Source organism: Ruegeria sp. CH2 (genome assembly GCF_056537065.1).
This window is the reverse complement of the sequence record NZ_JBQFQV010000014.1, coordinates 92377-114546: the sequence shown is the minus strand read 5'-3', so window position 1 is coordinate 114546 and position 22170 is coordinate 92377. Positions and strand designations below refer to the sequence as shown.

Sequence of the window (22170 nt, the reverse complement as noted above, 5' to 3'; positions counted from 1 at the left end):
GAAATTCGTCCGTCCGTTTCAGTCCCATAGTTCGTCTCCTTTGCTGCAATAAATGCTATCAAAGGAGCGGCAGCAAACCGCGACACGTCCACAGTTGGCGCCCAGACGGCTTACATTGAACCTGGGAGCCCGTGGGAGAACGGATACTGCGAAAGCTTCAATGGCCGGTTCAGGGACGAACTACTCAACGGCGAAATCTTCTACAGCCTGCGCGAAGCACAAATCCTGATCGAACAATGGAGGAGACACTACAATACAAAACGCCCCCACAGTGCACTGGGCTATCGCCCGCCGGCACCTGAAACCATCATCCCGATGGATCACAGGCCGATGATCCACTAACAATCAACTTGGACCAGTCAGATGAGGCTGCTCAGGTGCGAAGACGCTGACATCATGCTGTCCGATCATCGATACTTGCCCGACGGGGTTATGGTTCGCATTGTAAGTACCTATTGCGTTGGCGTCTGAATCTAAGGCTGCTAAAACTTCGAATCCACCGCAGGTAAACCCCGAATCTAACCCGCCACAGCCAGAAAACAGGCTGAGCACACTAGGGTATGAAGACGACTTAGAATCCAACATTGACACCTATGCTGTGCGGAAACCTGGTAACGCTTGATAGGTTCTATGGTATAACAGGGGAAAGGGCGATGCCAGAGTCCAGTGTAGTTTCAAATGCTTCAATTGATTGTCGCTTGCTATACAACAGCGCGTGTCTGCATTTCTAGCGCAAAAGAGGGAGGTCCTAGTGGCGCAAAATGTCAGCTAGTGGTTGTTACGCTTCCCTCGTTTGTCACCTCAGACCTCGAGTCGTTCTAACAGGGCTGCCGAGCGGATTAGCTCTCAAATTTTTGGCCCGACGACTCTCACCGGTAAGTCCCGATCAGCAGGTCGACCCCGCTTGTGCGCACGGACCCGCACTACCTTTCCGTTCGAATAGCGTCTTTCATGTTCGGCAACCCAGTGCTCCGTCGGCGTCGCGCGGCCTGAGTCCTGAGCCTCTTCGAACCGTCGCCGTGCCTCGCGCTCGGTAAGGTGCCGCTCGCCAGCCGGCCCAATCTGAATTGTGACGTGCGACCGCAACGTTTCGGTCATCCAGGTTTTGCCGAATTTTCGTGCCGCCTTCGCCTGCGCGGTCGAGAGGCTTGGACCTTCACGCGATAAAAGATCGTCCTCGCGTGCCGCGAGCGCGGCAAATAGCATGAAACCAATCACCATTTCGTAGGTTAGATGACCTTTGTGCGTTTCTATGTGTTCCTCAAGTTCACTCTGCTGGTCGCCGGAGCTGATCTGCATACGCGACAAGATGACATTATTCTGAAGCTGCCAGTTCGCATTGTCGAAGTCCGGGTGGCCGCCTTGTGATTTGTTCAGAACCAGTGTGACAGGCGGGTCCCAGAAGATACGATCGGTTATGGCAGTGAAGAGCCGCACGGACAGCGTGTCCGGAGACCGATTGTCGAATAGGAACCCGCGTTGGTGAAAGTTGCTCAGCTCGTCCTCGCTCATGGTCGTCAGGCCGCGCGCAATGCGGTCCTTCCAGAGTTGTTGGCTGTCATACTCGATCCAAACCAAGTCCTGCGGGAAATCAACTTCTCGGACATAGTCCTGGATGTGGGCTTCCGGTCGATCCTCCCACGGCATACCCTGGACATCCATTCGCAGGCTATCCAGGTAATTCGCAGCGCGATGGTCAAGCAGGTATATGCGGGCCGCGGCGAGATCGTGGAGGATACCCCGCCGTTGCACGCGGGTTTCCTCTTCTGGACCCAAACGAGCCACGAGATCGTACTCGTCGCCGGGCTGGCCGGCTTCGAGATAGCGCCCATACTGCAAGGCGATTGTCTTGTAGAGGATCATATTTTCGTCTCAGAACAATGAATTCAAAGATCGCGGTCTCGATCAGCGATTGTCATTTAACCATCTAATGCTGTGCAAGATAGGAATCGAACATAGTTTTTTGAATCTTGGGCTTGTAAAAGTTGGAGGCCTAGTCGTCGGGAAAGCAGGAGGATTGGCAAAACGCCAGCACAAATGCTTGTATTCAAAACGGCGACGATGCGCTTATGGCAAAAAAACAGCTACCAATTGGACATGGCGTGGTGACGGCTGCATGCAGAACCCCATAGGCCGCATTGCCCTAAAAGTTCGAAGAAACTCGCAAATTAACAAAAAAATATGGAGAATTTTCCACCAAAGGAAAATCTTGCTGCCAAAAAGGAAGATCTATGGGTGTCGGATCATTGTTAGGTTTTGGTGGAGCCTAGGGGAGTCGAACCCCTGACCTCTTGCATGCCATGCAAGCGCTCTCCCAACTGAGCTAAGGCCCCATCATTGTACCGTCGGTACGGTGGACGGACGTTTAGGAGACAGCGGCAGCGAGTGCAAGTCCAAAGTTTGAATCGGGCGCGAATTTTCACCCGAGCTGCTCCTCAGGTGAAAAAGGCGACCCTGGGGATCGCCTTTTACTTGGTCAGTTGTCGTCGTCTGATGACATGTCGGTGATGTCGTCCAGAGAAACATCATCATTGTCGTCATCATCATCGTCCAGCAGATCGTCATCCAAATCCACGTCGACGTTGTCATCATCGTCCAGAACCAGATCGTCATCCGCCGTGTTTTCACGTGCTTTGACCGAAGCTGCGTCTTCTGCATCCGCCGAGATCATACGGCTTTTGGATGTTTCAAGCTCCACGATCTCGCCAGTGTAGGGGCTGATGATCGGGTCCTTGTTCAGGTCGTAAAACCGCTTACCGGTTGTCGGGCAAACACGCTTTACGCCCCATTCTTCCTTGGGCATGTCAAATCCCCTTGATATCAGGTGAGTCGTCTAAATGATTCAGCTCACCTGCCACAGGCAGAGGGCACTGTCAAAGTCTTTGCGCAAGAGAGGTCGCGATATGGGAGAGCACGCATTGCCAGGGACACCGCCGGTGCCACTGAGATTGCGCAAATCGGCTCGGGCGCGGCGTATCAGCCTGCGAATCTCCCAGCTGGATGGGCGCGTCACGTTGACTTACCCGAATGGCGTGCCGGAATCTGAGGCCTTGAGTTTTGCGCGCACCAAAGAAGGGTGGATCCGGCAGCATCTTCAGGGTCGGCCCGATATGACCACCGTGCAGTTTGGGCAAGTGATCCCGATCGAAGGGAAAGCGCGCCGAATCGTTCCTGCAACCGGGCGGCGGGTTCTGCTGAATGCAGATGAGGTTGCCGTGCCCACAGGAGCCGAGGCCCGCAGGTTGGGCCGGTTCCTGAAGGAACTGGCGCGGGACCGGTTGACCGGAGCCTGTGATGATTATGCAGGCATGCTGGGGCGTTCGTACACGACACTCAGCCTGCGTGACACGCGGTCGCGTTGGGGGTCGTGCAGCTCGCATGGCGGATTGATGTTTTCGTGGCGCCTTATTCTGGCGCCTCCTGATGTGTTGCACTATGTTGCGGCGCATGAGGTGGCACATCTTGCCGAGATGAACCACTCACCTGCCTTCTGGGCGCAGGTCGAAAAGATATTTGGCCCGTATAAGCCGCCCCGCCGCTGGTTGCGCGACAACGGGGCCGAGTTGCATCGCTACAGATTTGATACCGAGCCGAGTTGACGTGGCGCCTTTTTGTGATCACATGAGCATATGTTGACCGCGCGCCCTTCCGAAACCCAGACCGCAACACATGACCGGGTGTACCGGGCACTGCGATCCCGGATCATGCATGGTGAGATGGCACCGGGGCAGGCCCTGACCCTGCGGGGCATCGGCAAGGAGTTCGGCGTCTCAATGACCCCGGCGCGAGAGGCGGTGCGCCGCCTGGCCGCAGAAGGGGCATTGTTCCTGTCTACATCGGGCCGGGTATCGACCCCGGAGCTGACGAATGACCGGATTGAGGAACTGGCTGCCTTGCGCGCCTTGCTTGAGGTCGAACTGGCAAGCCGGGCCTTGCCCAGGGCACACATGGCCCTGATCGATAGGTTGCAGAGCATCAACATGACAGTTGCCGAGATGGTGACCAAACGGGATGCGGTTGGCTATATCCGTTCGAACCTGGAATTTCACAGAACCCTGTATCTGCGCGCTCAGGCTCCTGCGATGCTGGCCATTGCCGAAACCGTCTGGCTGCAGCTTGGGCCGACGATGCGGGCGCTTTACGGACGTCTCAGGCGCGCAGAGCCGCCACATTACCACAAGCTGATCATCGCCGCGCTCAAGGCCGGGGACGAGCCGGGATTGCGGCTGGCAGTGCGCTCGGATGTGACACAAGGGCTGCGTTTGCTGGTCAGCTGAGCGGCTTCCTGCCGACATCGTCAAAGCGCCCGTCCAAGGTGTCACTGTTCTGGCCTGTGCAACCCGGCTGGGTTACTCTTGCGGCAAATCACAAACAAGAGCAGACCCAAACCATGATCACTCGCCGGACCTTTTCCATTTGCCTCGGATCAACGCTTTTGGCCGCCTGCACGGGTGGTGCCGCTCCGTCCGGCACGCCTGCAACCCGGATGCGGGCTGTTCCCAATGCCGGGTGGGATGCCTGGGTTGCCGGTTTCAAGGGCAGGGCAGTGTCGCAGGGAATATCTCGGACAACCGTTGACCGCGCCTTTCAGGGGGCTGGGTATTTGCCCGACGTAATCGAACGCGACCGAAATCAGGTCGAATTCAAGCGCAGCCTCGAAGATTACCTAGCCATCGCGGCGTCGGACGAGCGGATCAGCACCGGCCAGCAGATGCTGCGGCAACATAACGGCACCCTGTCGCGGATCGAGACGCAATATGGCGTTGATAAGGAAATCGTCGTGGCCGTCTGGGGGCTGGAAAGCCGCTATGGCGCGCGCCGCGGTGATGTGCCCGTTGTATCGGCGTTGTCGACGCTGGCTTATGATGGCCGGCGCGGGCAGTTCTTTGAAAGCCAGCTGATCGCGGCGATGAAGATCCTCCAGAACGGCGATACCACGCCTGCCAACATGACCGGCAGTTGGGCCGGGGCGATGGGGCACACGCAGTTCATTCCGACCTCGTATCTTGCCTATGCCGTGGATTTCACCGGCGACGGGCGGCGCGACATCTGGTCAGATGATCCGACAGATGCGCTGGCCTCGACGGCGGCTTATCTGGCGCGTGCAGGTTGGGTGCGGGGCCAACCGTGGGGCGGAGAGGCGGGGCGTGTATCCGGTGCTCCGGTAGCCGTGTTGCAGCCGCAAACACCCGGCCCCCGCATCGCTGTGTTTCGCAATTTCCAGGTGATCAAACGCTACAACAACTCGGACAGCTACGCGATTGGTGTCGGTCATCTGGCCGACAGGATCGCGGGCGGGGCGCCGTTTCAGGCCTCGTTTGGGCCGGACGCAAGTGGGCTGACACTGGACGACCGCAAGGAATTGCAGCGCCGCCTGACATCTGCGGGGTATGACACGCAGGGCGCAGATGGCGTGATCGGAAACAACACCACCACAGCCATCAGCGCTTATCAAAGCGCCAATGGTCTGCCGGTGACAGGTGAGCCTTCGGTTGCGTTGTTGCGCAGGTTGGGTGGCTGACCGTTACGCCGCCAGCCCTTTAGACCCGATATCAAGGAACTTCTGACGGCGGTCTTTTATCAGGGCCGCCCCGTCCTTGCCGTCCAATTCCGCCAACATGGCGGTGATGGCCGCGCGCACCGACTCAACCGTAGACGGGCGATCGCGATGTGCGCCACCCTTGGGTTCCGGGATGATCCGGTCACACACACCCAGTTTGTGCAAATCCTGAGCGGTCAAACGCAGCGCTTCGGCCGCTTCACGCATCTTTTCGGCATCTTTCCACAGGATCGATGCACAGCCTTCCGGCGAGATCACCGAATAGACCGAATGCTCCAGCATCGCCACACGGTTAGCGGTCGCAAACGCCACAGCGCCGCCCGAGCCGCCTTCGCCGATGATGACCGAAACCAGCGGCACGCCGATTTTCAGGCACATCTCGGTCGACCGGGCAATCGCCTCGGATTGACCGCGTTCCTCGGCCCCTTTGCCGGGATAGGCACCGGCGGTGTCGATCAGGGTAATGACAGGCAGGCCAAAACGCCCCGCCATCTCCATCAGGCGCACGGCCTTGCGATAGCCCTCGGGGCGGGCCATCCCGAAATTGCGTTCGATCCGCGACTTGGTATCGCTGCCCTTTTCGTGGCCGATCACCATCACCGGCTGATCGTTAAAGCGCGCAAGACCACCGATAACGGCCAGATCGTCGGCAAAGTTCCGGTCACCAGCCAGCGGTGTGAACTCGGTGAACAATGCGTCCACGTAATCCTTGCAATGCGGGCGTTCCGGGTGACGCGCCACCTGGCACTTCCGCCAGGGTGTCAGGTCGCGATAGAGTTCATCCAGCAGCTTGGAGGCTTTGGCATCCAGCGCGGCGGCTTCTTCGGCCACATCCATTTCTTCGTTGGCACGGGCCAGCGCGCGCAGCTCTTCAGCTTTGCCTTCGATCTCGGCCAGCGGTTTTTCGAAATCCAGATACTGGGTCATGACGCCTCATCTGCGTGAATTTTCCTAGCTATATGCCGCTGGCTGGCCTCAGATGCAACTAGATGACACGGAAGCGGCATCTTTCATGTCAAAAGCCGTTGATCAGATTAAGAGATTCGTTTGCTTGCCAGCACATTCCCGACATGCCCAGCAAAACAATCACTGAAATCGACCATTGAGGAAACTCACCCCGGCCAAAGCACGGGATAGAGCGAAACCACAAGCAGCACAGCCATTGTCCAGTTGAATACGACCAATCGGCGCGGGTTCGTCAGCATCCGGGCCATCTGCTGTCCCAGAACGGTCCATGTGCTGACGGACGGTAAGTTGACGGCTCCGAAGACAAACGCAACGATGGCAATCGCATACATCGTCCGATCTGGTGTATAGGCCGTGGTGGCGGTCAGGGCCATGGCCCAGGCTTTTGGGTTTACCCATTGAAACGCTGCGGCTTGCAGAAATGTCATGGGCACGCCGGTGGCTTCGGCGCTGTTTGCCGGCGCGGCATGCGCGATCTTCCAGGCCAGATAGAGCAGATAGATCACCGACAGGACTTTCAACACCGTATAGCTGACGGGATACCGGTCAAAGACCTGCACCAGACCGGCCCCGACAAGCAGCACCATGAAGGTAAAGCCAAGCCCAATGCCCAACATATGCGGGATCGAGCGTCGGAAGCCGAAATTCGCCCCCGAAGCCATCAGCATCAGGTTGTTCGGCCCCGGTGTGATCGAGGTTACGAAGGCAAAGGCGATCAGGGCCATCAGGATGTCATAAGTCATGGAGCGAAGTATTGTCCGCGCTGCGGCAAATGAAATTGCTTTTTTGTGCGTGTTTCCTGTAATTGTGCAATCAATGATGAAGAATGACCGGATAAACCGCCAGATATTGCAAGAGCTATCTCGCGACGGACGGATCAGCAATCTGGATCTGGCCGAGCGTGTGGGCCTTTCCCCTTCTGCTTGTCTGCGCCGCGTGCAAGAGCTTGAAAAGACCGGGGTGATCACGGGGTATCGCGCAGTTCTGGACCCGGCGGCGATGGGTATCGGCTTTGTCGCCTACATCGGTGTAGGGCTGGGCGAGCATACGAAGGCCGCGCAGGAGGGGTTTGAACGCGCGCTCCAACAAGCGCCGGAAGTTGTTGAGTGCCACAACATCACGGGAACAATCGAATACTTGCTGCGGGTCGAATGTGCAGACCTGCCGTCTTACAAGACCTTCCATACCGAGGTGTTGGGAACGCTGCCGCATGTCACCTCGATCACATCCTATGTGGTTATGGGTTCGCCCAAGAATTTACGGGCGTGACGTCTTGAATTGTGAAGGCACACTCACTTGCAGGGCGAAAACTCACGGCCTAATGTCGTGGAAATGACGTTGCCAGTGGATATGCACAGCCATAACGGCACGCAAACAGGGAGATTACGATGAAACGCGTTCGAACAGTGGCGGCCGCAGTTGCCTTGTCAGTGGTTGCCGGGGCCGCCTTGTCTGCCCCGCTGAAACTGCAACCTGCCAACCCGCAGCCTTCTCCGAAGGCGGGGCTGAATGTGAAATATGTTGGTACAGGTAATCAACACAAGAAGATCCGCGATCTGAGTCAGGCAAAAAGCATGCTGTCCAAAGCACAGCCTGGGCAACCGTTGCAGGGATTGGATTACAGGGACACCAATCAGGGTGACAATGTCATGACATTCGACGGAGCTTACAATGTTGCCGCCGAGATTACGGGATATATGCGGTTCGACTCGCCTGGGGTTTACGAGTTGGAAACCTGGTCGAATGACGGGATAGAAGCATTCGTCGGAGGCCAGAATATCGGCTATGTCACGGGTATTCAGGGCTGCGAGGCCAACCAGCGGACCGAAGTCGAAGTGCCCAAGGCCGGGTGGTACCCGCTCAAGATCATCTATTTCCAGAAGCTTGGAACATCCTGTCTGATGATGAAGTCGGGTAAAAAAGGCGAAAGGTTCACCTGGACGCCGAATGCTGTCTTTGGGCGGTGACGCCAGAAAACACCTGAAAAAGGCGCCGGGTCAGGCGCCTTTTTTGTTTCTCAGCCGTTGGCCGCGATCAGTTCGGCCTGTGCCACGATCACCTCGGCCTGCTTGATCGACGCGATGTCGACCAGACGTCCTTTGTAAACTGTCGCACCTTCGCCATTGGCTTTGGCCTGTTCCATCGCGGCGAGAATCTCTCGGGCCTCTGACACGGCTTCTTCTGATGGGGTGAACACCTGATTGGCCAGCGCGATCTGCTTGGGGTGGATCGCCCATTTACCGACCATGCCCAGCGTGGCCGAGCGTTTGGCCTGCGCAATGTACCCCTCGTCATCGCTGAAATCACCGAAGGGCCCGTCGACTGGCAGCACGCCATGGGTGCGGCACGCGGCAACGATGGCGGCCTGCGCCCAGTGCCATGGATCGGACCAGTGTTTCGCACCCTCGTGCAGCATGTAATAGTTTTCCTGCGTGCCACCGATGCCGGTGGTTTGCATCCCCATCGAAGCGGCAAAATCAGCCGCGCCAAGGCTCATAGCCTGCAAACGAGGCGAGGAGGCCGCGATTTCTTCGACATGGGCGATGCCAGCCGCGGATTCGATGATAACTTCGAAGCTGATCGGTTTGGCACGACCTTTGGCGCGTTCGATGGCGGTAACCAGTGCGTCTACCGCATAGACATCCGCCGCGCAGCCGACTTTGGGGATCATGATCTGATCCAGACGGTCGCCCGCCTGTTCCAGTACATCGACAACGTCGCGATACCAGTACGGGGTGTCCAATCCGTTGATGCGAACGGACATGTATTTGTTGCCCCAATCCACGGTGTTCAGTGCTTCGATGACATTGGCGCGGGCCGCATCCTTGTCCGAAGGTGCAACCGAGTCTTCAAGATCGAGGTTGATCACATCTGCGGCGGATGCTGCCATCTTCGGGAACAGTTTGGTGTTCGACCCCGGGCCAAACAGCTGACAGCGATTGGGGCGCGCCGGTGCGGCAGGTTGGATGCGAAAGCTCATCTGGACCTCGTCTGAGTAATGAAATTACGATTTTTCTGCTCAATGAGGTATTAAATTGCGTGGTGCGGCGCAAGAGCGATTGTGCATCTGCGGCAATGCGGTTGCAGAAAGCGGCTTCAAAACTGCCCGACTGGGGCGATTAAAGTTTAATCATTTTGAAAACTTCGAAGATTTTTGCGCATATTGCGAATATTGCACAAGAAACTCGCGCATAGCTCGTGGTTGACGGGCCAAAACGCGAAGCGCTCGTTTTGCCGCTTCTCTAGCCTGCCCCGGAATCAAAGGAGTGACCGCAATGATCGAGACACCGTACCTGCTGTTCCTGGGCGATGCGCCCGACCAATTGGCGGCCAAAGTGGCTGTTGGGATCAAGGACTGGCGTCCGGAAAACGCCGTGGGCCAGTATCGAATGGATGGCTGCAAGGCCGATCTGGGCCTGATTGACATGACCCTGACCGAAGCGAAAGAAGCCGGAGCCAAGACGCTGGTGATCGGCGTGGCAAACCGCGGCGGTGTGATCAGCCAGGACTGGAAAAAGGTTCTGGTTATGGCGCTTGAGGAAGGGTTCGACCTGGCCTCGGGATTGCATAACCTGCTGCGGGATGAGCCCGACCTGGTAGCCGTTGCCGAAGCAACCGGGCGAAAACTGCATGATGTACGGGTGCCCGAGATCGATTATCCGATCGCAAACGGGATCAAGCGCAAGGGCAAGCGGTGTCTGGCCGTCGGAACAGACTGTTCGGTTGGCAAGATGTACACCGCGCTGGCGATGGACGCCGAGATGCGTGAGCGCGGGATGAAATCGACCTTCCGCGCGACCGGCCAGACCGGCATCCTGATCACCGGTGACGGTGTGCCGCTGGACGCAGTCATTGCCGATTTCATGGCTGGTTCGGTCGAATGGCTGACACCGGACAATGACGAGGATCACTGGGATCTGATCGAAGGGCAGGGATCATTGTTCCACGTATCCTATTCCGGCGTGACCATGGCACTGATCCATGGCGGCCAGCCGGACGCCCTGATCCTGAGCCATGAACCGACCCGTGCGCATATGCGCGGCTTGCCAACCTATCAACTGCCGACATTGGAGGCCCTGCGCGACACCGCGCTGGCACTGGCCAAAGTGGCAAACCCGGATTGTCAGGTTGTTGGCGTTTCGGTCAACACGCAGCACATGTCCGAGGCTGACGCGACCGCCTACCTGGCCAAGATCGAAGCGGATATGGGCCTGCCTGCGACCGACCCGTTCCGCTTTGGTTCGGGCAAGCTGGTGGACGCGCTGGCCGCAATGTGATCTGAACAATGCGCCGGAGGCGGGGCTGTTTCGCCTCCGGCGTGAGTATTTGGGAAAAGATGAAGGAACGGGTGCGTGCAGATTGAGGTTTCTCGCGATGTGTTCCGGCTGGCGCAGGTCTTCACCATCTCGCGCGGGTCGCGGACCGAAGCAAAGGTGCTGACGGTTCGGGTGTCGGACGGAACTCATCAGGGCTGGGGCGAATGCGTTCCTTATGCGCGTTATGACGAAACGCTGGAGTCCGTAGAGGCCGAGATTGCCGGTCTGCCCGCGGATGTCAACCGCCGGTCGCTGATGGGTCTGCTGCCAGCAGGTGCCGCGCGAAACGCCGTGGATTGCGCCTTGTGGGATCTGGAGTGCAAACGAACCGGCAAACGCGCCTGGGACCTGGCAGGTCTGCCCAAGCCCGGCCCCGAGATCACCGCCTATACATTGTCGCTGGACACCCCCGAGGCAATGCAGGCGCAGGCCGCCGGGAACGCGCATCGCCCGCTTTTGAAGATCAAGCTGGGCACGCCCGATGATATGCCCCGACTTGAGGCAGTGCGAGCAGGGGCGCCGAACTCCAAGATCATTGTGGATGCAAACGAAGGCTGGTCGGCCGAGGTTTACGCCGACCTCGCCCCGCATCTGGTGCGGCTGGGCGTGGCGTTGGTGGAACAGCCCTTGCCCGCAGGAGATGACGACGCATTGATCGGGATGAAGCGCCCGGTGCCAGTCTGTGCTGACGAGTCCTGCCATGACCGCGCCAGCCTGCCCAAGTTGAAGGGCAAATATGATGTCATCAACATCAAGCTCGACAAGACCGGGGGCCTGACCGAGGCGCTGGAGTTGCGCACGGCGGCAGTTGCCGAAGGCTATGACATAATGGTGGGATGCATGGTTGGCAGCTCGCTTGCCATGGCGCCTGCGACATTGCTGGCACAGGGCGCGATGGTAACGGACCTTGACGGCCCGCTTCTATTGGCCGAAGACCGCGACACCCCGCTGAATTTTGACGACGCCGGAGTGCACCCGCCTGCGGCCGCACTTTGGGGCTGAGGAGACGAACATGACACGTACCGTTTACGTAAATGGCGAATACCTGCCCGAGACTGAGGCCAAGGTTTCCATTTTTGACCGTGGCTTCCTGTTTGCGGACGCGGTTTACGAAGTCACCAGTGTGCTGGACGGCAAGCTGATCGAATTCGAAGGTCACTCAGTCCGTCTGAAGCGTTCGCTGGACGAGCTTGAGATGGCCGAGCCCTGCACCAAGGATGAACTGCTGGAGATCCACCGCAAGCTGATCGAGCTGAACGGCATCGAGGAAGGTCTGGTCTATTTGCAGGTCTCGCGCGGCAGCGATGGCGACCGGGATTTCGTGTTTCCGTCGGCAGATACCAAGCCCAGCCTCGTTCTGTTCACGCAGAACAAGCCCGGGCTGGCTGACAGCCCGGCGGCAAGGAAAGGTGCCAAGATCATCTCGATCGAAGACATCCGCTGGGGCCGCCGTGACATCAAAACGGTGCAATTGCTTTACCCGTCGATGGGCAAGATGATGGCCAAGAAAGCGGGGTGCGACGACGCATGGCTGGTCGAGGACGGCTTTGTGACCGAGGGCACCAGCAACAACGCCTATTTCGTCAAGAACGGCAAGATTGTTACCCGCCCTCTGTCCAACGATATCCTGCACGGTATTACCCGAAAGGCCGTGCTGCGGATGGCGGCTGAGGCGCAGATGGTGGTGGAAGAGCGTCTGTTCACCATCGACGAGGCCAAAGAGGCGGACGAGGCATTCACAACTTCGGCCAGTGCTTTTGTGATGCCGGTGGTCGAGATCGACGGTGTGGCGCTGGGCGACGGAACACCGGGTCCGATTGCCAAGCGTTTGCGCGAGATTTATCTGGACGAAAGCCGCAAGGCGGCGATCTGAAGAAAAAGGCCCGCTGCAGCGGCGGGCCTTTTCTCAGGCGTCAGCCTTTTTTGGTGACATTTTCTTCGAAGGCAACCTTGAAGGCGTCTTGTTTCTCGGGGCTGGCTTCGGTCTGGTAGTTGGTCTTCCACTCATCCATGGTCATGCCGTAAAAAACTTCGCGGGCTTCTTCCTTGCCCATCTCGATGCCTTTTTCATTGGCTGCTTCCTGATACCAGCGCGACAGGCAGTTTCGGCAGAATCCAGCAAGGTTCATCATGTCGATATTCTGCACATCGGTACGGTCTTCCATCAGGTGCTTTTGCAGCCGACGAAAGGCGGCAGCCTGAAGTTCGATTTCGGTTTGCTTGTCCATCTTGTGGCTCCGGAAGGCAGTGTGTGTTGCGTCTGACCTAACAATCCTGCCGTGTCGTTACAACAACGGCGCTTGTGGTCAGCGCTACCTACATCAGTTTCAAGGCCAGCCAGGGCACGATGCAAAAGATCAGTGTCAGGATCTTGTAGTTGGCAAGGTATCTGAAATAGGCACGTTTCACGTCGGCGCGATCCATCTGAAACATCCTGCCGTGAATGCCAGCGATCCAGTCCTGCAAAAGCAGAATCATGACGGTGGTGAACAGCAAAACCGCGATATTAAGCGTGGCCATCCAACCGAAAAACGTTGTCAGAAACTCATGTGTCATGACGATCCCCTTTCCCGCATTATATGGGGATCAGAGGCATTGCTCACAATGGCGTGAGGGGTGGAACGTCCCTGAAAACCTTGCGGTCAAAGGTCGCTGGCGTCCAGCGCTTCTTGCAGGATTACCGCCAGCCGCTCGGCCCAATGCCGTTGTCCGGCATGATCGGCGATCAGATCATTGCGTAGCTCGATCAATGCATTGGGACGGCCAAAAGCGGTGCAGTGCTTGTCAATCGCATCACCCGGCAAAACGCCGGTATAGGGTTCATTAACACCAACGCACAGGTCATCTTCCTGTTGCAGCCGTTCGATCAAAGGACGCGAGAACCGCTCGTCCGGCGTGTGCAGCACACCAATGTGCCACGGACGCGGATCACGTCCGCGCAGCTGACGCGTGAAGGAATGCATCGACACAATTACCGCATGTGGAAGTGCCGCCAACTCGGCCAACGCTGTGTGGTAGGGGCGATAGCACATGTTCAGGCGGCGTTCGCGTTCGGCGGCATCGGCATTGCGGTTGCCGGGAATGATCGACCCGTCATACAGTTTCATCAACAGCGTGGGGTCATCTTCCCCTCGGTTCGGGTCGATTACGAGGCGCGAGAAATTGGCGGCAATCACCGGCGCGTTCAGAATCTCGCCCAGATGTTTTGATACCTCATACGCGCCGACATCATAGGCGATATGGCGCTCCATATCCTCGCGCGGCAGGCCAAGGTCTCCGTCATTGACCTCGGGGGGGACGATGTTGGTTGCGTGGTCGCATGTGATCAGCCATCGGGACGGGCGATCCGCGCCGTGAACAAAAAACGGGGTGTAAGTCATAAGCCTGTCATCTAGTTTGTCGCAGGTGTAGGGCAGTTGCTTTAAAAAGGGAATTGCGCAATAAGCGCCACAGCAGTGTTTGCGGTAACATTTTGCAAAAGCTGATCTGCGCAATCTGAACCGGCATGAGGAGGTCAAGACCAATGCGACGCCTGAGAAATGTAAAAATCGTGGCGACGCTGGGACCGGCGTCCAGTGACTATGACACCATTCGCGCCCTGCACGAGGCCGGGGCGGATGTGTTCCGTCTGAACATGAGCCACGGCAGCCATGATGAGATTCGCGAACGCCACAGGATCATTCGGCAGGTTGAAAAGGATCTGGACAGCCCGATTGCCATTCTGGCTGATCTTCAGGGCCCCAAGCTGCGGGTTGGTGTTTTTGCAAATGATGCTGAGGAACTGGAAGAGGGCGCGGCGTTCCGTCTGGACCTTGATCCAGCCCCCGGCGACACCACCCGCGTGTGCCTGCCGCACCCCGAGATTTTCGCGGCCCTTGAACCGGGCGCGCGCCTTCTGGTCAATGACGGCAAGATCCGTCTGATCGTTGAGGATTGTGGTCAGGACTTTGCCAATTGCACAGTTGAGGTCGGCGGTACGATCTCGAACCGCAAAGGTGTGAACGTCCCGGATGTGGTGCTGCCGCTGGCGGCCTTGTCGGAAAAGGACCGTGGTGATCTGGAGTTTGTCTGCCAGTTGGGCGTTGACTGGCTGGCGCTGAGTTTCGTGCAACGCGCCAAGGATGTGTTCGAGGCCCGCGCGCTGGCTGATGGACGCGCCGCGATCCTGTCGAAGATCGAAAAGCCGGCGGCGGTCGAGGCGTTCGACGACATCCTTGATGCGTCGGACGGGATTATGGTGGCGCGGGGCGATCTGGGTGTGGAACTGCCGGTATCTGCGGTGCCGCCCATTCAAAAGAGGCTGGTCCGCAAGTGCCGTAGTGCCGCCAAGCCGGTCATTGTCGCCACCCAGATGCTGGAAAGCATGATCGAAAGCCCGATGCCCACCCGCGCCGAAGTGTCGGATGTGGCCACCGCGATCTATGAGGGCACGGACGCCATTATGCTCAGCGCGGAATCGGCGGCAGGTGCTTATCCGGTTGAGGCTGTGCAGACCATGAATAAGGTCGCCATCGAGGTCGAGGCCGACCCGACCTATTCCCAGATTATCGCCGCGTCCCGCACGGCAAAAGGAAGCACTGTGGCCGATGCCATTGTTGCGGCTGCCCGCGAGATTGCTGAAAAGACCGATATCAAGGCCATCTGCTGCTTTACGCAAAGTGGAACCACCGCCTCATTGACAGCCCGTGAACGTCCCGGTGTTCCGATCATTGCGATGACATCGCTGATGGGAACTGCGCGAAGGCTTTGCCTGAGCTGGGGTTGCAATTGCGTCATGACGCCAGAACTCCAGCGGTTCAAAAGCGCCGTGGTCAACGCGGCCCGCGCGGCGCGGGCAGGGGGGTTTGCAACCGAAACCGATCAGATCGTGGTTACGGCCGGTGTCCCGTTCAACGTACCGGGCACGACTAACATTCTGCGCGTGGCCCCGTGTGATGAACGGCTGATCTACAGCACGGATCCGGAATAACCGAAGGCCGACACTCGGGCCCGAGTGTCGTGTCAGCCAACCGGCTCTTTTACAATCTCCATAACTGTAAAAGAGCTGGTCTGGTGTATGCCCGGCAGCTTGTTGATCTTCTCGCCCAGCACCAGCCGGAAATGCGCAATATCGCGCGTTCGAACGGTCAGAAGATAATCAAACGAGCCCGCCACCATCAGGCAGCTTTCGATTTCCTGAACACTCCGAACGGCTTCATTGAATTTCACAAGGGATTGTTCCGCAGTTGCGACCAAGGATACCTGCACCACGGTCAGCAGTGCCAGCCCCATTCTTTCTTTGTCGACAACGGCTCTGTACCCTTTGATATAGCCATTCTTCTCAAGTCGTTTTACACGCTCGGAACAGGGCGTATTGGTCAGGTTCACACGCGCCGCCAACTCAACTATCGAGAGCCTGCCATTGGCCTCCAGCTCGTGCAGGATGCGTTGATCGATATTGTCTAAATCTCTGCTAATCAGTAAAATTCCCTGTATTTTTGGCGTAATACGATAAATTACACTGAAATTGGCCCAAAAAAATCTCCAATTCCTAGTGAAATTTCCTAATACTTACCAAAGGGCGGTCTTGTTGAAAAGTTCCAAGTTCCGGCCGCCCTGCCGGGGGCGTGGGCCCCGGCCTTAACAACAAAAACGGAGGAACGAAATGACAACAAAGATTGTCATAGGACTCGACGGGACTGAAACCGGCGAGCGTGCGATTGCCTTTGCCAAGGATTTGGCAAAGCTGATCGGAACGTGCGATTTGCTGGTCGCTTATGTGATCGAATGGTCACCTTACACATTCCAGACACCTGAAGAAAACGCCCAGCGCCACAAGCGCCGCGAAGAAGAGGTTGACCTGGCAATGTCGCGTGTCGTGACACCTGCTGTAGAGGCCCTCAGGGCTGCGGGATTCGAGGCGCAGGGCATTGTGCGCCATGGCGATGTTGCGGAAACGCTGAACGCCATCACGGTCGAAAACGGAGGCTCGCAAATCGTCGTGGGTCGGGCATCTGCGGACGGGATCAAGAAACGCCTGTTCGGCAGTTCGACGCAATATCTGGTAATGCATGCCGACGTTCCGGTTACGGTCGTGAACTGAGGGGAGGGCTAAAATGAGAACGCTAAAAACACTTGGCGCCGTAACGGCCGCCACCATTGCCGCCAGCCCTGCCCTTGCACAAGAGGCGCCGGGACTGGATGAAAAAATCAATCAGGCCTTTGCAAACCTGACCGGACCGTTTGTCAGCTTCATCTTTGCACCGCTGCCCGGAACCAGCTTTCCGTGGATCGTCATGTGGCTGGTGATTGCTGCATCGGTTTTCACACTGTATTTCGCGCTTGTGCAGCTGCGGTTCTTTGGTCACGCGATCAGCCTTGTCAAAGGTGACTATTCCGATCCCAACGACGCGGGCGAGGTCAGCCACTTTCAGGCATTGGCCACGGCGCTGTCCGGAACTGTGGGCTTGGGGAATATCGCGGGTGTGGCCGTTGCCATTGGCATCGGTGGGCCGGGTGCAACATTCTGGATGATCCTTGCGGGCCTTCTGGGCATGGCATCAAAGTTCACCGAATGTACGCTGGGCGTGAAATACCGCAACGAATACGAAGACGGCACCGTTTCAGGTGGCCCGATGTATTACATGTCCAAGGGCTTTGACGAGCTGGGTCTGCCCGGTGGCAAGATCCTGGCGGTGCTGTTCTCGATCTTCTGTATTCTGGGCGCGTTGGGCGGCGGGAACATGTTCCAGGCCAACCAGGCACATCAGCAGATCGCAGGTATCGTTGGCGACTATCCGGGCTGGATTACCGGTATTGTTTTTGCTGCGGTCGTGTTCATGGTCATTGTTGGCGGTCTGAAATCCATCGCTCGGGTGACTGAAAAGGTCGTGCCGTTCATGGGTGTGCTGTATGTTGCCACTGCACTGGTCATCATCGCGATGAATGCGGACATGATCGGCTGGGCCTTTGGTCAGATCTTTGCCGGTGCCTTCACGGGGCTGGGCGTTGCAGGGGGCATGGTCGGCGCGCTGATCCAGGGCTTCAAGCGCGCGGCATTCTCGAACGAGGCGGGCGTGGGCTCTGCAGCTATCGCGCACTCGGCGGTTCGGACCAAGGAGCCGATCACCGAGGGTTTTGTATCGCTGCTTGAACCCTTCATCGATACCGTCGTGATCTGTACCATGACGGCGCTGGTGATCATCATCACGCAACAGCTGATCATCGATCCTGAAACCGGCAACTACATGCTGAACGAAGCGGGTTCCGCCATCGCAACAGTGGATGGAAATTCCGGTGTCAGCCTGACTTCTGCCGCGTTTGGCAGCGCGTTCAGCTGGTTCCCGTACATCCTTGCGATTGCGGTGATCCTGTTTGCCTTCTCGACCATGATCAGCTGGTCCTACTATGGCCTCAAGGCCTGGACCTACCTGTTCGGAGAAGGACACACAAAAGAGCTGATCTTCAAGGTCATCTTCTGTGTCTTCGTGGTGATCGGCGCTGCGGCCAACCTCGGCCCCGTTATCGACTTCTCGGATGCGGCGATCTTTGCGATGGCGGTTGTGAACGTCTTTGCTCTCTACTTCCTGATGAAAGTGGTGCGGCAGGAACTGGCGTCCTACTCCGCAAGGCTGAAGAGCGGTGAAATCCGCAAATTCGAACACTAAATCCAATCACCGGGGCGGCTTGTGTCGCCCCGGTGCCTGACCAGGCTGCAAAAAGCACAGATTCTGGTCCAAACCCCCTTGCCAGTATGACCGAACTTGCGTAAACGGCGCATCTGATCGCGTGACCGGCCGAGATGGCATGCCGAGTCGCGTCTGAAACCGAACCCGAAAAAGGAGACGGAAATGCCTAAGATGAAGACCAAATCAAGCGCCAAGAAGCGCTTCAAGGTGACTGCGACCGGTAAGGTCCTTGCTGGCCAGGCCGGCAAACGGCACGGCATGATCAAGCGGACCAAGAAATTCATCCGCGACGCCCGTGGCAACACCACCCTGTCCGCCCCCGACGCAAAGATCGTCAAGGGCTACATGCCCTACGACCGCTAAGAGGAGATGTAAGAGATGTCCCGCGTTAAAGGTGGAACCGTAACTCACGCCCGTCACAAGAAGATCATCAAGGCCGCAAAAGGCTATTATGGTCGTCGCAAGAGCAACTTCAAAGTCGCAACTCAGGCCGTCGACAAGGCCAACCAGTACGCGACCCGTGACCGCAAGAACCGCAAGCGCAACTTCCGCGCGCTGTGGATCCAGCGGATCAACGCTGCTGTGCGCAGCCATGACGAGGCTCTGACATATTCCCGCTTCATCAACGGTCTGAACCTGGCCGGTATCGAAGTGGACCGCAAAGTTCTGGCCGACCTGGCCGTGCACGAACCGGAAGCGTTCGGCGCGATCGTCGCCAAAGCTCAGGCTGCTCTGGCTGCCTGAACCTCTGAAAAGAGACAGTGAAAGAAAGGCCGTCCCTTTGGGGCGGTCTTTTTTGTTGCAACATGCGGTGCATTCCAAGCGCTTCTTGGATCAGGGCATCCATCCCTTCTGCATTGGGATGACGCCAACCAGTTTCAGGCATGACCGGTTTGATCTAGATCATGTAACAGCCCTCGGATCATATTATATATGATTTTATGAATATAAATGAAAAGGGTGAAATCATGACACTAAACTGGAAAGTTGGAGGTGTTCTGCTAGGGCTCGTGTTCTTCGGGGCAGTTCTTCTGGTGAAGCCGATCGGTGTTTCGACCCAATTCGTCATCCTTGACGGAATTATCGCGGACACCGTCAATTCGGAATTCGTGACGCAGACGGATGACGGTTACAGTTCATCCAACGCATACATGGCGAAATCCAATGGCAAATACGCCAAGTACGTATCCAATCCGTTGAATTACAGCTTTGTCTTCGTTTTGGCTATGGCCGCGGGGGCGTTCTTGTCGGTCAAGGCGCGCGGTGGTCTGGAACGCGGAGAGGGCAAGCTGCCCATGATCTGGCGCGAAAACTACGGCGATACGCCCTGGGCTCGAAACCTGGTTGCGCTATTGGGCGGCTTTGTCGTCCTCTATGGGGCCAGGTTGGCGGGTGGGTGCACATCCGGTCACATGATGTCCGGTATGATGCAGACAGCCCTGTCAGGCTATATCTTTGCAGCCGGGGCATTTGCAGCGGCAATTCCTACGGCAATGCTGATCTACCGGAAAGGATAAGGCGATGGAAATCATTCTTGCGATCATCATTGGCGCCGCTTTCGGAGCCGTACTTGACCGGATTGGCGCAGCGAATCCAAATTGGATTGTGGGCATGCTGACACTGCGTCGACTCCAGCTGATGAAAACGATCCTTCTGGCAATCGGAACCGGTTCGATCCTCATGTTCGGCGGGCAGATGCTGGGGTTTGTGGATGTCGGCCATATGTCGGTGAAATCGGCCTATGTCGGTGTCTTCATTGGCGGATTGTTACTGGGTGCGGGCTGGGCTGCATCGGGCTACTGTCCGGGAACAGGGGTCTGCGCCGCTGCGTCCGGTCGCCGTGACGCCTTGTTCTTCATCGTCGGTGGTTTGTTGGGTGCTGCGGCCTATATGGCGACATATCCGGCCTGGAAGGCCACGGGTCTGCTCGATGGAATTGCTGGCGGCAAAGTCACCCTGGGTACAGTTCCGGGATCCGCTTACGAGGGTGTTTTGTTAATGTCCGGCGATATTCTCGGTATCGCACTGGGTGCCGTCTTTGTTCTGGTTGCTTTCGTTCTTCCGGACAGCCTGATCGCAACCGGTGAAAAGGTTGGTGTTGCGGCCGAATAATCACGGCTGAACGTACACATTCACGACCAGCATCCCGACAAAAAAACCGGCGCAACACGCGCCGGTTTCTTTTTTTAGGGATATCGGTGATCTTACCCGAACACACGCCCCAGCGCGCCGTCAACCGCGTCGGTGATCTGGTCGATGTCATCGGCCGTAGCAATCAGCGCAGGCGAGAAGCACAGCGTGTTGTTGCGACCGGGGATCGAGCGGTTGGTGACGCCGATGATCACGCCCTGTGCCATACAGTCGGCAGTAACGGCCTGCGCCAGTTTCTCGTCCACCGGCTCTTTGGTGCCGCGATCCACAACCAGTTCGGCCCCCAGGAACAAGCCCTTGCCGCGCACATCGCCGATGACCTTGTGCTTGTCCATCAGCGCCAGAAGGTTGTTCGTCATACGCGCGCCCATATCCGTGCAGTTCTGCAACAGGTTTTCATCCTGAATGATGCGCATGTTCTCGATGGCCGCTGCCGGACCAGCGGTGCACCCACCAAAGGTCGAGATATCGCGGAAATAGTTCATCGGGTCCGCGGCATCGTCTTTGAACATGTCAAAGACTTCCTCGGTGGTGACCATGCAGGCAATCGCGGCATAGCCTGACGCAACGCCCTTGGCCATGGTCACGAAATCGGGCTTGATACCGTATTGCTGGTACCCGAACCACGTGCCGGTGCGGCCCACGCCACAGACAACCTCGTCGATATGCAGCAGCACGTCGTATTTCTTGCAGATCTCCTGCACGCGCTGCCAGTATCCTTCAGGCGCTTCGATCACACCGCCGCCCGCTGTTACCGGCTCAAGGCACAGGGCGCCAACGGTGTCGGGGCCTTCACGCAGGATGACGGCTTCAATCTGATCTGCGGCCCATTCGCCAAAATTCTCTTTGGGTGCACCATCCAGCTCGTGCTTGCGGTATTCCATGCAATGCGGCACGCGCACGAAATCAGGTGCGAAGGGGCCGTATTGCGCTGTGCGCTCGTCCTGACCGCCTGCCGACATGGTCGCCAGCGTCGAGCCGTGATAGTCCCGGTCGCGGTACAGGATCTTGGTTTTCTTGCCGCCATATTTCTTGTGCGCGATCTGGCGCACCATCTTGAACGCCTTCTCGTTCGCTTCGGAACCTGAATTGGTGTAATAGACGCGGCTCATGCCCGGCATCTTGTCGATCAGTTGCTCGGCAAACAGCGCACCCGGGATCGAACCGGCCGAATTGGCGAAATAGCACAGCTTCATCAGCTGATCGTAAACCGCCTTGCAGATCGATTTGCGGCCATAGCCGACATTGACGGTCCAGACGCCGCCAGAAACCGCATCCAGATGCTCTTTGCCTTTCTGGTCCCAGACACGCATGCCCTTGCCCTCGACAATGATGCGAGGGTCATTGGTTTCAAAGGGTTTATGCTGGATCAGATGGTGCCAGATATGGGCGCGGTCAGCCTCGACTACGCGGGAAAGATCGTTTTCGTTGAACGTGCCGTCCATGACATGTCCTTTCAGTGAGGAAGCGGTGCGCGGGATATGGGAATACCACATCCCAGCATGTGTTT

The 22170-nt window shown here is 57.5% G+C and carries 26 protein-coding genes, 1 tRNA gene and 1 pseudogene; 16 read left to right on the top strand and 12 right to left on the bottom strand.

All coding sequences use genetic code 11. From position 1 onward, the window contains the following. Positions 1–93 precede the first annotated feature (93 nt). A pseudogene (locus tag ACR0M9_RS17235) lies at positions 94–342 on the top strand (integrase core domain-containing protein); the annotation flags it as partial. Between the two features lie 3 nt (positions 343–345). On the opposite strand, the gene ACR0M9_RS17230 reads toward ACR0M9_RS17235, so the two are convergent. The 4 genes from ACR0M9_RS17230 to ACR0M9_RS17215 all read right to left on the bottom strand — a co-directional run bounded on the left by ACR0M9_RS17230 (position 346) and on the right by ACR0M9_RS17215 (position 2803). After that, positions 346–585, bottom strand: coding sequence for a DNA cytosine methyltransferase (locus tag ACR0M9_RS17230; protein ID WP_480774199.1), 240 nt, complete (start codon positions 583–585; stop codon positions 346–348). 261 nt (positions 586–846) lie between these two features. Beyond that, positions 847–1863, bottom strand: a complete 1017-nt coding sequence (locus tag ACR0M9_RS17225; RefSeq protein ID WP_480774198.1) for a hypothetical protein — start codon at positions 1861–1863, stop codon at positions 847–849. Between the two features lie 394 nt (positions 1864–2257). Further along, positions 2258–2333, bottom strand: a tRNA-Ala gene (locus ACR0M9_RS17220). 143 nt (positions 2334–2476) lie between these two features. After that, positions 2477–2803: a TIGR02300 family protein gene (locus ACR0M9_RS17215; protein WP_267366159.1), complete on the bottom strand. Its 327-nt coding sequence runs from the start codon at positions 2801–2803 to the stop codon at positions 2477–2479. Between the two features lie 100 nt (positions 2804–2903). Between ACR0M9_RS17215 and ACR0M9_RS17210 the strand changes: the two genes are divergently transcribed. The 3 genes from ACR0M9_RS17210 (at position 2904) to ACR0M9_RS17200 (ending at position 5521) form a co-directional block, all read left to right on the top strand. After that, positions 2904–3599 carry a M48 family metallopeptidase gene (locus ACR0M9_RS17210; RefSeq protein ID WP_480774197.1) on the top strand — a complete coding sequence of 232 codons (696 nt, stop codon included), beginning with the start codon at positions 2904–2906 and terminating at the stop codon, positions 3597–3599. Between the two features lie 30 nt (positions 3600–3629). Beyond that, on the top strand, positions 3630–4277 hold the full coding sequence (locus tag ACR0M9_RS17205; RefSeq protein ID WP_480473964.1) for a GntR family transcriptional regulator: 648 nt from the start codon (positions 3630–3632) through the stop codon (positions 4275–4277). 113 nt (positions 4278–4390) lie between these two features. Next, the gene (locus ACR0M9_RS17200) at positions 4391–5521 is read left to right on the top strand and encodes a lytic murein transglycosylase (protein ID WP_480774196.1); all 1131 of its coding nucleotides are present in this window, start codon (positions 4391–4393) and stop codon (positions 5519–5521) included. Between the two features lie 3 nt (positions 5522–5524). On the opposite strand, the gene ACR0M9_RS17195 is transcribed toward ACR0M9_RS17200, so the two are convergent. Further along, on the bottom strand, positions 5525–6487 hold the full coding sequence (locus ACR0M9_RS17195; protein WP_267366162.1) for an acetyl-CoA carboxylase carboxyltransferase subunit alpha: 963 nt from the start codon (positions 6485–6487) through the stop codon (positions 5525–5527). A 185-nt stretch (positions 6488–6672) separates the two neighbouring features. After that, positions 6673–7269 carry a LysE family translocator gene (locus ACR0M9_RS17190; protein ID WP_267366163.1) on the bottom strand — a complete coding sequence of 199 codons (597 nt, stop codon included), beginning with the start codon at positions 7267–7269 and terminating at the stop codon, positions 6673–6675. 73 nt (positions 7270–7342) lie between these two features. On the opposite strand from ACR0M9_RS17190, the gene ACR0M9_RS17185 reads away from it, so the two are divergent. Further along, positions 7343–7795, top strand: a complete 453-nt coding sequence (locus tag ACR0M9_RS17185) for an Lrp/AsnC family transcriptional regulator (protein WP_480774195.1) — start codon at positions 7343–7345, stop codon at positions 7793–7795. A gap of 119 nt (positions 7796–7914) precedes the next feature. Beyond that, positions 7915–8493 carry a PA14 domain-containing protein gene (locus tag ACR0M9_RS17180; protein WP_480774194.1) on the top strand — a complete coding sequence of 193 codons (579 nt, stop codon included), beginning with the start codon at positions 7915–7917 and terminating at the stop codon, positions 8491–8493. A 50-nt stretch (positions 8494–8543) separates the two neighbouring features. On the opposite strand, the gene ACR0M9_RS17175 is transcribed toward ACR0M9_RS17180, so the two are convergent. Next, positions 8544–9506 (bottom strand): L-malyl-CoA/beta-methylmalyl-CoA lyase, encoded by a 963-nt coding sequence (locus ACR0M9_RS17175; RefSeq protein WP_480774193.1) that lies wholly within the window; start codon positions 9504–9506, stop codon positions 8544–8546. Between the two features lie 295 nt (positions 9507–9801). Between ACR0M9_RS17175 and dgcN the strand changes: the two genes are divergently transcribed. The 3 genes from dgcN (at position 9802) to ACR0M9_RS17160 (ending at position 12715) form a co-directional block, all read left to right on the top strand. Further along, the gene (gene dgcN, locus ACR0M9_RS17170; RefSeq protein ID WP_480487226.1) at positions 9802–10803 is read left to right on the top strand and encodes an N-acetyltransferase DgcN; all 1002 of its coding nucleotides are present in this window, start codon (positions 9802–9804) and stop codon (positions 10801–10803) included. A 75-nt stretch (positions 10804–10878) separates the two neighbouring features. Next, complete coding sequence (dgcA, locus tag ACR0M9_RS17165; protein WP_480774192.1) at positions 10879–11844, top strand: N-acetyl-D-Glu racemase DgcA; 966 nt, start codon at positions 10879–10881, stop codon at positions 11842–11844. A 10-nt stretch (positions 11845–11854) separates the two neighbouring features. Beyond that, entirely contained in the window at positions 11855–12715 is an 861-nt protein-coding gene (locus tag ACR0M9_RS17160; RefSeq protein ID WP_480774191.1) for a D-amino-acid transaminase, read from the top strand. A 40-nt stretch (positions 12716–12755) separates the two neighbouring features. Here ACR0M9_RS17160 and ACR0M9_RS17155 read toward each other — a convergent pair whose 3' ends face one another. The 3 genes from ACR0M9_RS17155 to ACR0M9_RS17145 form a co-directional block, all read right to left on the bottom strand. Further along, positions 12756–13070 carry a DUF1244 domain-containing protein gene (locus ACR0M9_RS17155; RefSeq protein WP_480546169.1) on the bottom strand — a complete coding sequence of 105 codons (315 nt, stop codon included), beginning with the start codon at positions 13068–13070 and terminating at the stop codon, positions 12756–12758. Positions 13071–13158: 88 nt separating this feature from the next. Continuing rightward, the gene (locus tag ACR0M9_RS17150) at positions 13159–13398 is read right to left on the bottom strand and encodes a DUF6868 family protein (protein ID WP_480554763.1); all 240 of its coding nucleotides are present in this window, start codon (positions 13396–13398) and stop codon (positions 13159–13161) included. A gap of 86 nt (positions 13399–13484) precedes the next feature. After that, positions 13485–14222, bottom strand: a complete 738-nt coding sequence (locus ACR0M9_RS17145) for an N-formylglutamate amidohydrolase (RefSeq protein ID WP_480774190.1) — start codon at positions 14220–14222, stop codon at positions 13485–13487. Between the two features lie 143 nt (positions 14223–14365). On the opposite strand from ACR0M9_RS17145, the gene pyk reads away from it, so the two are divergent. Further along, positions 14366–15811 carry a pyruvate kinase gene (gene pyk / locus ACR0M9_RS17140; RefSeq protein WP_480483807.1) on the top strand — a complete coding sequence of 482 codons (1446 nt, stop codon included), beginning with the start codon at positions 14366–14368 and terminating at the stop codon, positions 15809–15811. A 32-nt stretch (positions 15812–15843) separates the two neighbouring features. Here pyk and ACR0M9_RS17135 read toward each other — a convergent pair whose 3' ends face one another. Continuing rightward, a complete protein-coding gene (locus tag ACR0M9_RS17135) occupies positions 15844–16278 on the bottom strand; it encodes an Lrp/AsnC ligand binding domain-containing protein (protein ID WP_480483856.1) in 435 nt (144 codons plus the stop codon). 208 nt (positions 16279–16486) lie between these two features. Between ACR0M9_RS17135 and ACR0M9_RS17130 the strand changes: the two genes are divergently transcribed. From ACR0M9_RS17130 to ACR0M9_RS17105, 6 genes are all read left to right on the top strand, one after another. Then, positions 16487–16924, top strand: a complete 438-nt coding sequence (locus tag ACR0M9_RS17130) for a universal stress protein (RefSeq protein ID WP_209506060.1) — start codon at positions 16487–16489, stop codon at positions 16922–16924. Positions 16925–16937: 13 nt separating this feature from the next. Beyond that, positions 16938–18488 (top strand): alanine/glycine:cation symporter family protein, encoded by a 1551-nt coding sequence (locus tag ACR0M9_RS17125; RefSeq protein WP_480487220.1) that lies wholly within the window; start codon positions 16938–16940, stop codon positions 18486–18488. A 183-nt stretch (positions 18489–18671) separates the two neighbouring features. Further along, positions 18672–18872, top strand: coding sequence for a 50S ribosomal protein L35 (gene rpmI, locus ACR0M9_RS17120; protein ID WP_010443552.1), 201 nt, complete (start codon positions 18672–18674; stop codon positions 18870–18872). A 15-nt stretch (positions 18873–18887) separates the two neighbouring features. Beyond that, entirely contained in the window at positions 18888–19253 is a 366-nt protein-coding gene (gene rplT / locus ACR0M9_RS17115) for a 50S ribosomal protein L20 (RefSeq protein ID WP_039523695.1), read from the top strand. Between the two features lie 197 nt (positions 19254–19450). After that, positions 19451–20026, top strand: coding sequence for a YeeE/YedE thiosulfate transporter family protein (locus ACR0M9_RS17110; protein ID WP_480774189.1), 576 nt, complete (start codon positions 19451–19453; stop codon positions 20024–20026). A 4-nt stretch (positions 20027–20030) separates the two neighbouring features. After that, positions 20031–20621 (top strand): YeeE/YedE thiosulfate transporter family protein, encoded by a 591-nt coding sequence (locus ACR0M9_RS17105; protein ID WP_480483805.1) that lies wholly within the window; start codon positions 20031–20033, stop codon positions 20619–20621. Between the two features lie 92 nt (positions 20622–20713). Here the strand turns inward: ACR0M9_RS17105 and ACR0M9_RS17100 are convergent, their stop codons facing one another. After that, the gene (locus ACR0M9_RS17100) at positions 20714–22105 is read right to left on the bottom strand and encodes an aminotransferase family protein (RefSeq protein WP_480774188.1); all 1392 of its coding nucleotides are present in this window, start codon (positions 22103–22105) and stop codon (positions 20714–20716) included. Positions 22106–22170: the final 65 nt, after the last annotated feature.

Excerpts from the sequence above, each read along its gene's own strand:
- ACR0M9_RS17230 (WP_480774199.1), bottom strand. The coding sequence starts at position 585 with ATGTTGGATTCTAAGTCGTCTTCATACCCTAGTGTGCTCAGCCTGTTT.
- ACR0M9_RS17225 (WP_480774198.1), bottom strand. The coding sequence starts at position 1,863 with ATGATCCTCTACAAGACAATCGCCTTGCAGTATGGGCGCTATCTCGAA.
- ACR0M9_RS17215 (WP_267366159.1), bottom strand. The coding sequence starts at position 2,803 with ATGCCCAAGGAAGAATGGGGCGTAAAGCGTGTTTGCCCGACAACCGGT.
- ACR0M9_RS17210 (WP_480774197.1), top strand. The coding sequence starts at position 2,904 with ATGGGAGAGCACGCATTGCCAGGGACACCGCCGGTGCCACTGAGATTG.
- ACR0M9_RS17205 (WP_480473964.1), top strand. The coding sequence starts at position 3,630 with ATGTTGACCGCGCGCCCTTCCGAAACCCAGACCGCAACACATGACCGG.
- ACR0M9_RS17200 (WP_480774196.1), top strand. The coding sequence starts at position 4,391 with ATGATCACTCGCCGGACCTTTTCCATTTGCCTCGGATCAACGCTTTTG.
- ACR0M9_RS17195 (WP_267366162.1), bottom strand. The coding sequence starts at position 6,487 with ATGACCCAGTATCTGGATTTCGAAAAACCGCTGGCCGAGATCGAAGGC.
- ACR0M9_RS17190 (WP_267366163.1), bottom strand. The coding sequence starts at position 7,269 with ATGACTTATGACATCCTGATGGCCCTGATCGCCTTTGCCTTCGTAACC.
- ACR0M9_RS17185 (WP_480774195.1), top strand. The coding sequence starts at position 7,343 with ATGATGAAGAATGACCGGATAAACCGCCAGATATTGCAAGAGCTATCT.
- ACR0M9_RS17180 (WP_480774194.1), top strand. The coding sequence starts at position 7,915 with ATGAAACGCGTTCGAACAGTGGCGGCCGCAGTTGCCTTGTCAGTGGTT.
- ACR0M9_RS17175 (WP_480774193.1), bottom strand. The coding sequence starts at position 9,506 with ATGAGCTTTCGCATCCAACCTGCCGCACCGGCGCGCCCCAATCGCTGT.
- dgcN (WP_480487226.1), top strand. The coding sequence starts at position 9,802 with ATGATCGAGACACCGTACCTGCTGTTCCTGGGCGATGCGCCCGACCAA.
- ACR0M9_RS17160 (WP_480774191.1), top strand. The coding sequence starts at position 11,855 with ATGACACGTACCGTTTACGTAAATGGCGAATACCTGCCCGAGACTGAG.
- ACR0M9_RS17155 (WP_480546169.1), bottom strand. The coding sequence starts at position 13,070 with ATGGACAAGCAAACCGAAATCGAACTTCAGGCTGCCGCCTTTCGTCGG.
- ACR0M9_RS17150 (WP_480554763.1), bottom strand. The coding sequence starts at position 13,398 with ATGACACATGAGTTTCTGACAACGTTTTTCGGTTGGATGGCCACGCTT.
- ACR0M9_RS17145 (WP_480774190.1), bottom strand. The coding sequence starts at position 14,222 with ATGACTTACACCCCGTTTTTTGTTCACGGCGCGGATCGCCCGTCCCGA.
- pyk (WP_480483807.1), top strand. The coding sequence starts at position 14,366 with ATGCGACGCCTGAGAAATGTAAAAATCGTGGCGACGCTGGGACCGGCG.
- ACR0M9_RS17130 (WP_209506060.1), top strand. The coding sequence starts at position 16,487 with ATGACAACAAAGATTGTCATAGGACTCGACGGGACTGAAACCGGCGAG.
- ACR0M9_RS17125 (WP_480487220.1), top strand. The coding sequence starts at position 16,938 with ATGAGAACGCTAAAAACACTTGGCGCCGTAACGGCCGCCACCATTGCC.
- rpmI (WP_010443552.1), top strand. The coding sequence starts at position 18,672 with ATGCCTAAGATGAAGACCAAATCAAGCGCCAAGAAGCGCTTCAAGGTG.
- rplT (WP_039523695.1), top strand. The coding sequence starts at position 18,888 with ATGTCCCGCGTTAAAGGTGGAACCGTAACTCACGCCCGTCACAAGAAG.
- ACR0M9_RS17110 (WP_480774189.1), top strand. The coding sequence starts at position 19,451 with ATGAATATAAATGAAAAGGGTGAAATCATGACACTAAACTGGAAAGTT.
- ACR0M9_RS17105 (WP_480483805.1), top strand. The coding sequence starts at position 20,031 with ATGGAAATCATTCTTGCGATCATCATTGGCGCCGCTTTCGGAGCCGTA.
- ACR0M9_RS17100 (WP_480774188.1), bottom strand. The coding sequence starts at position 22,105 with ATGGACGGCACGTTCAACGAAAACGATCTTTCCCGCGTAGTCGAGGCT.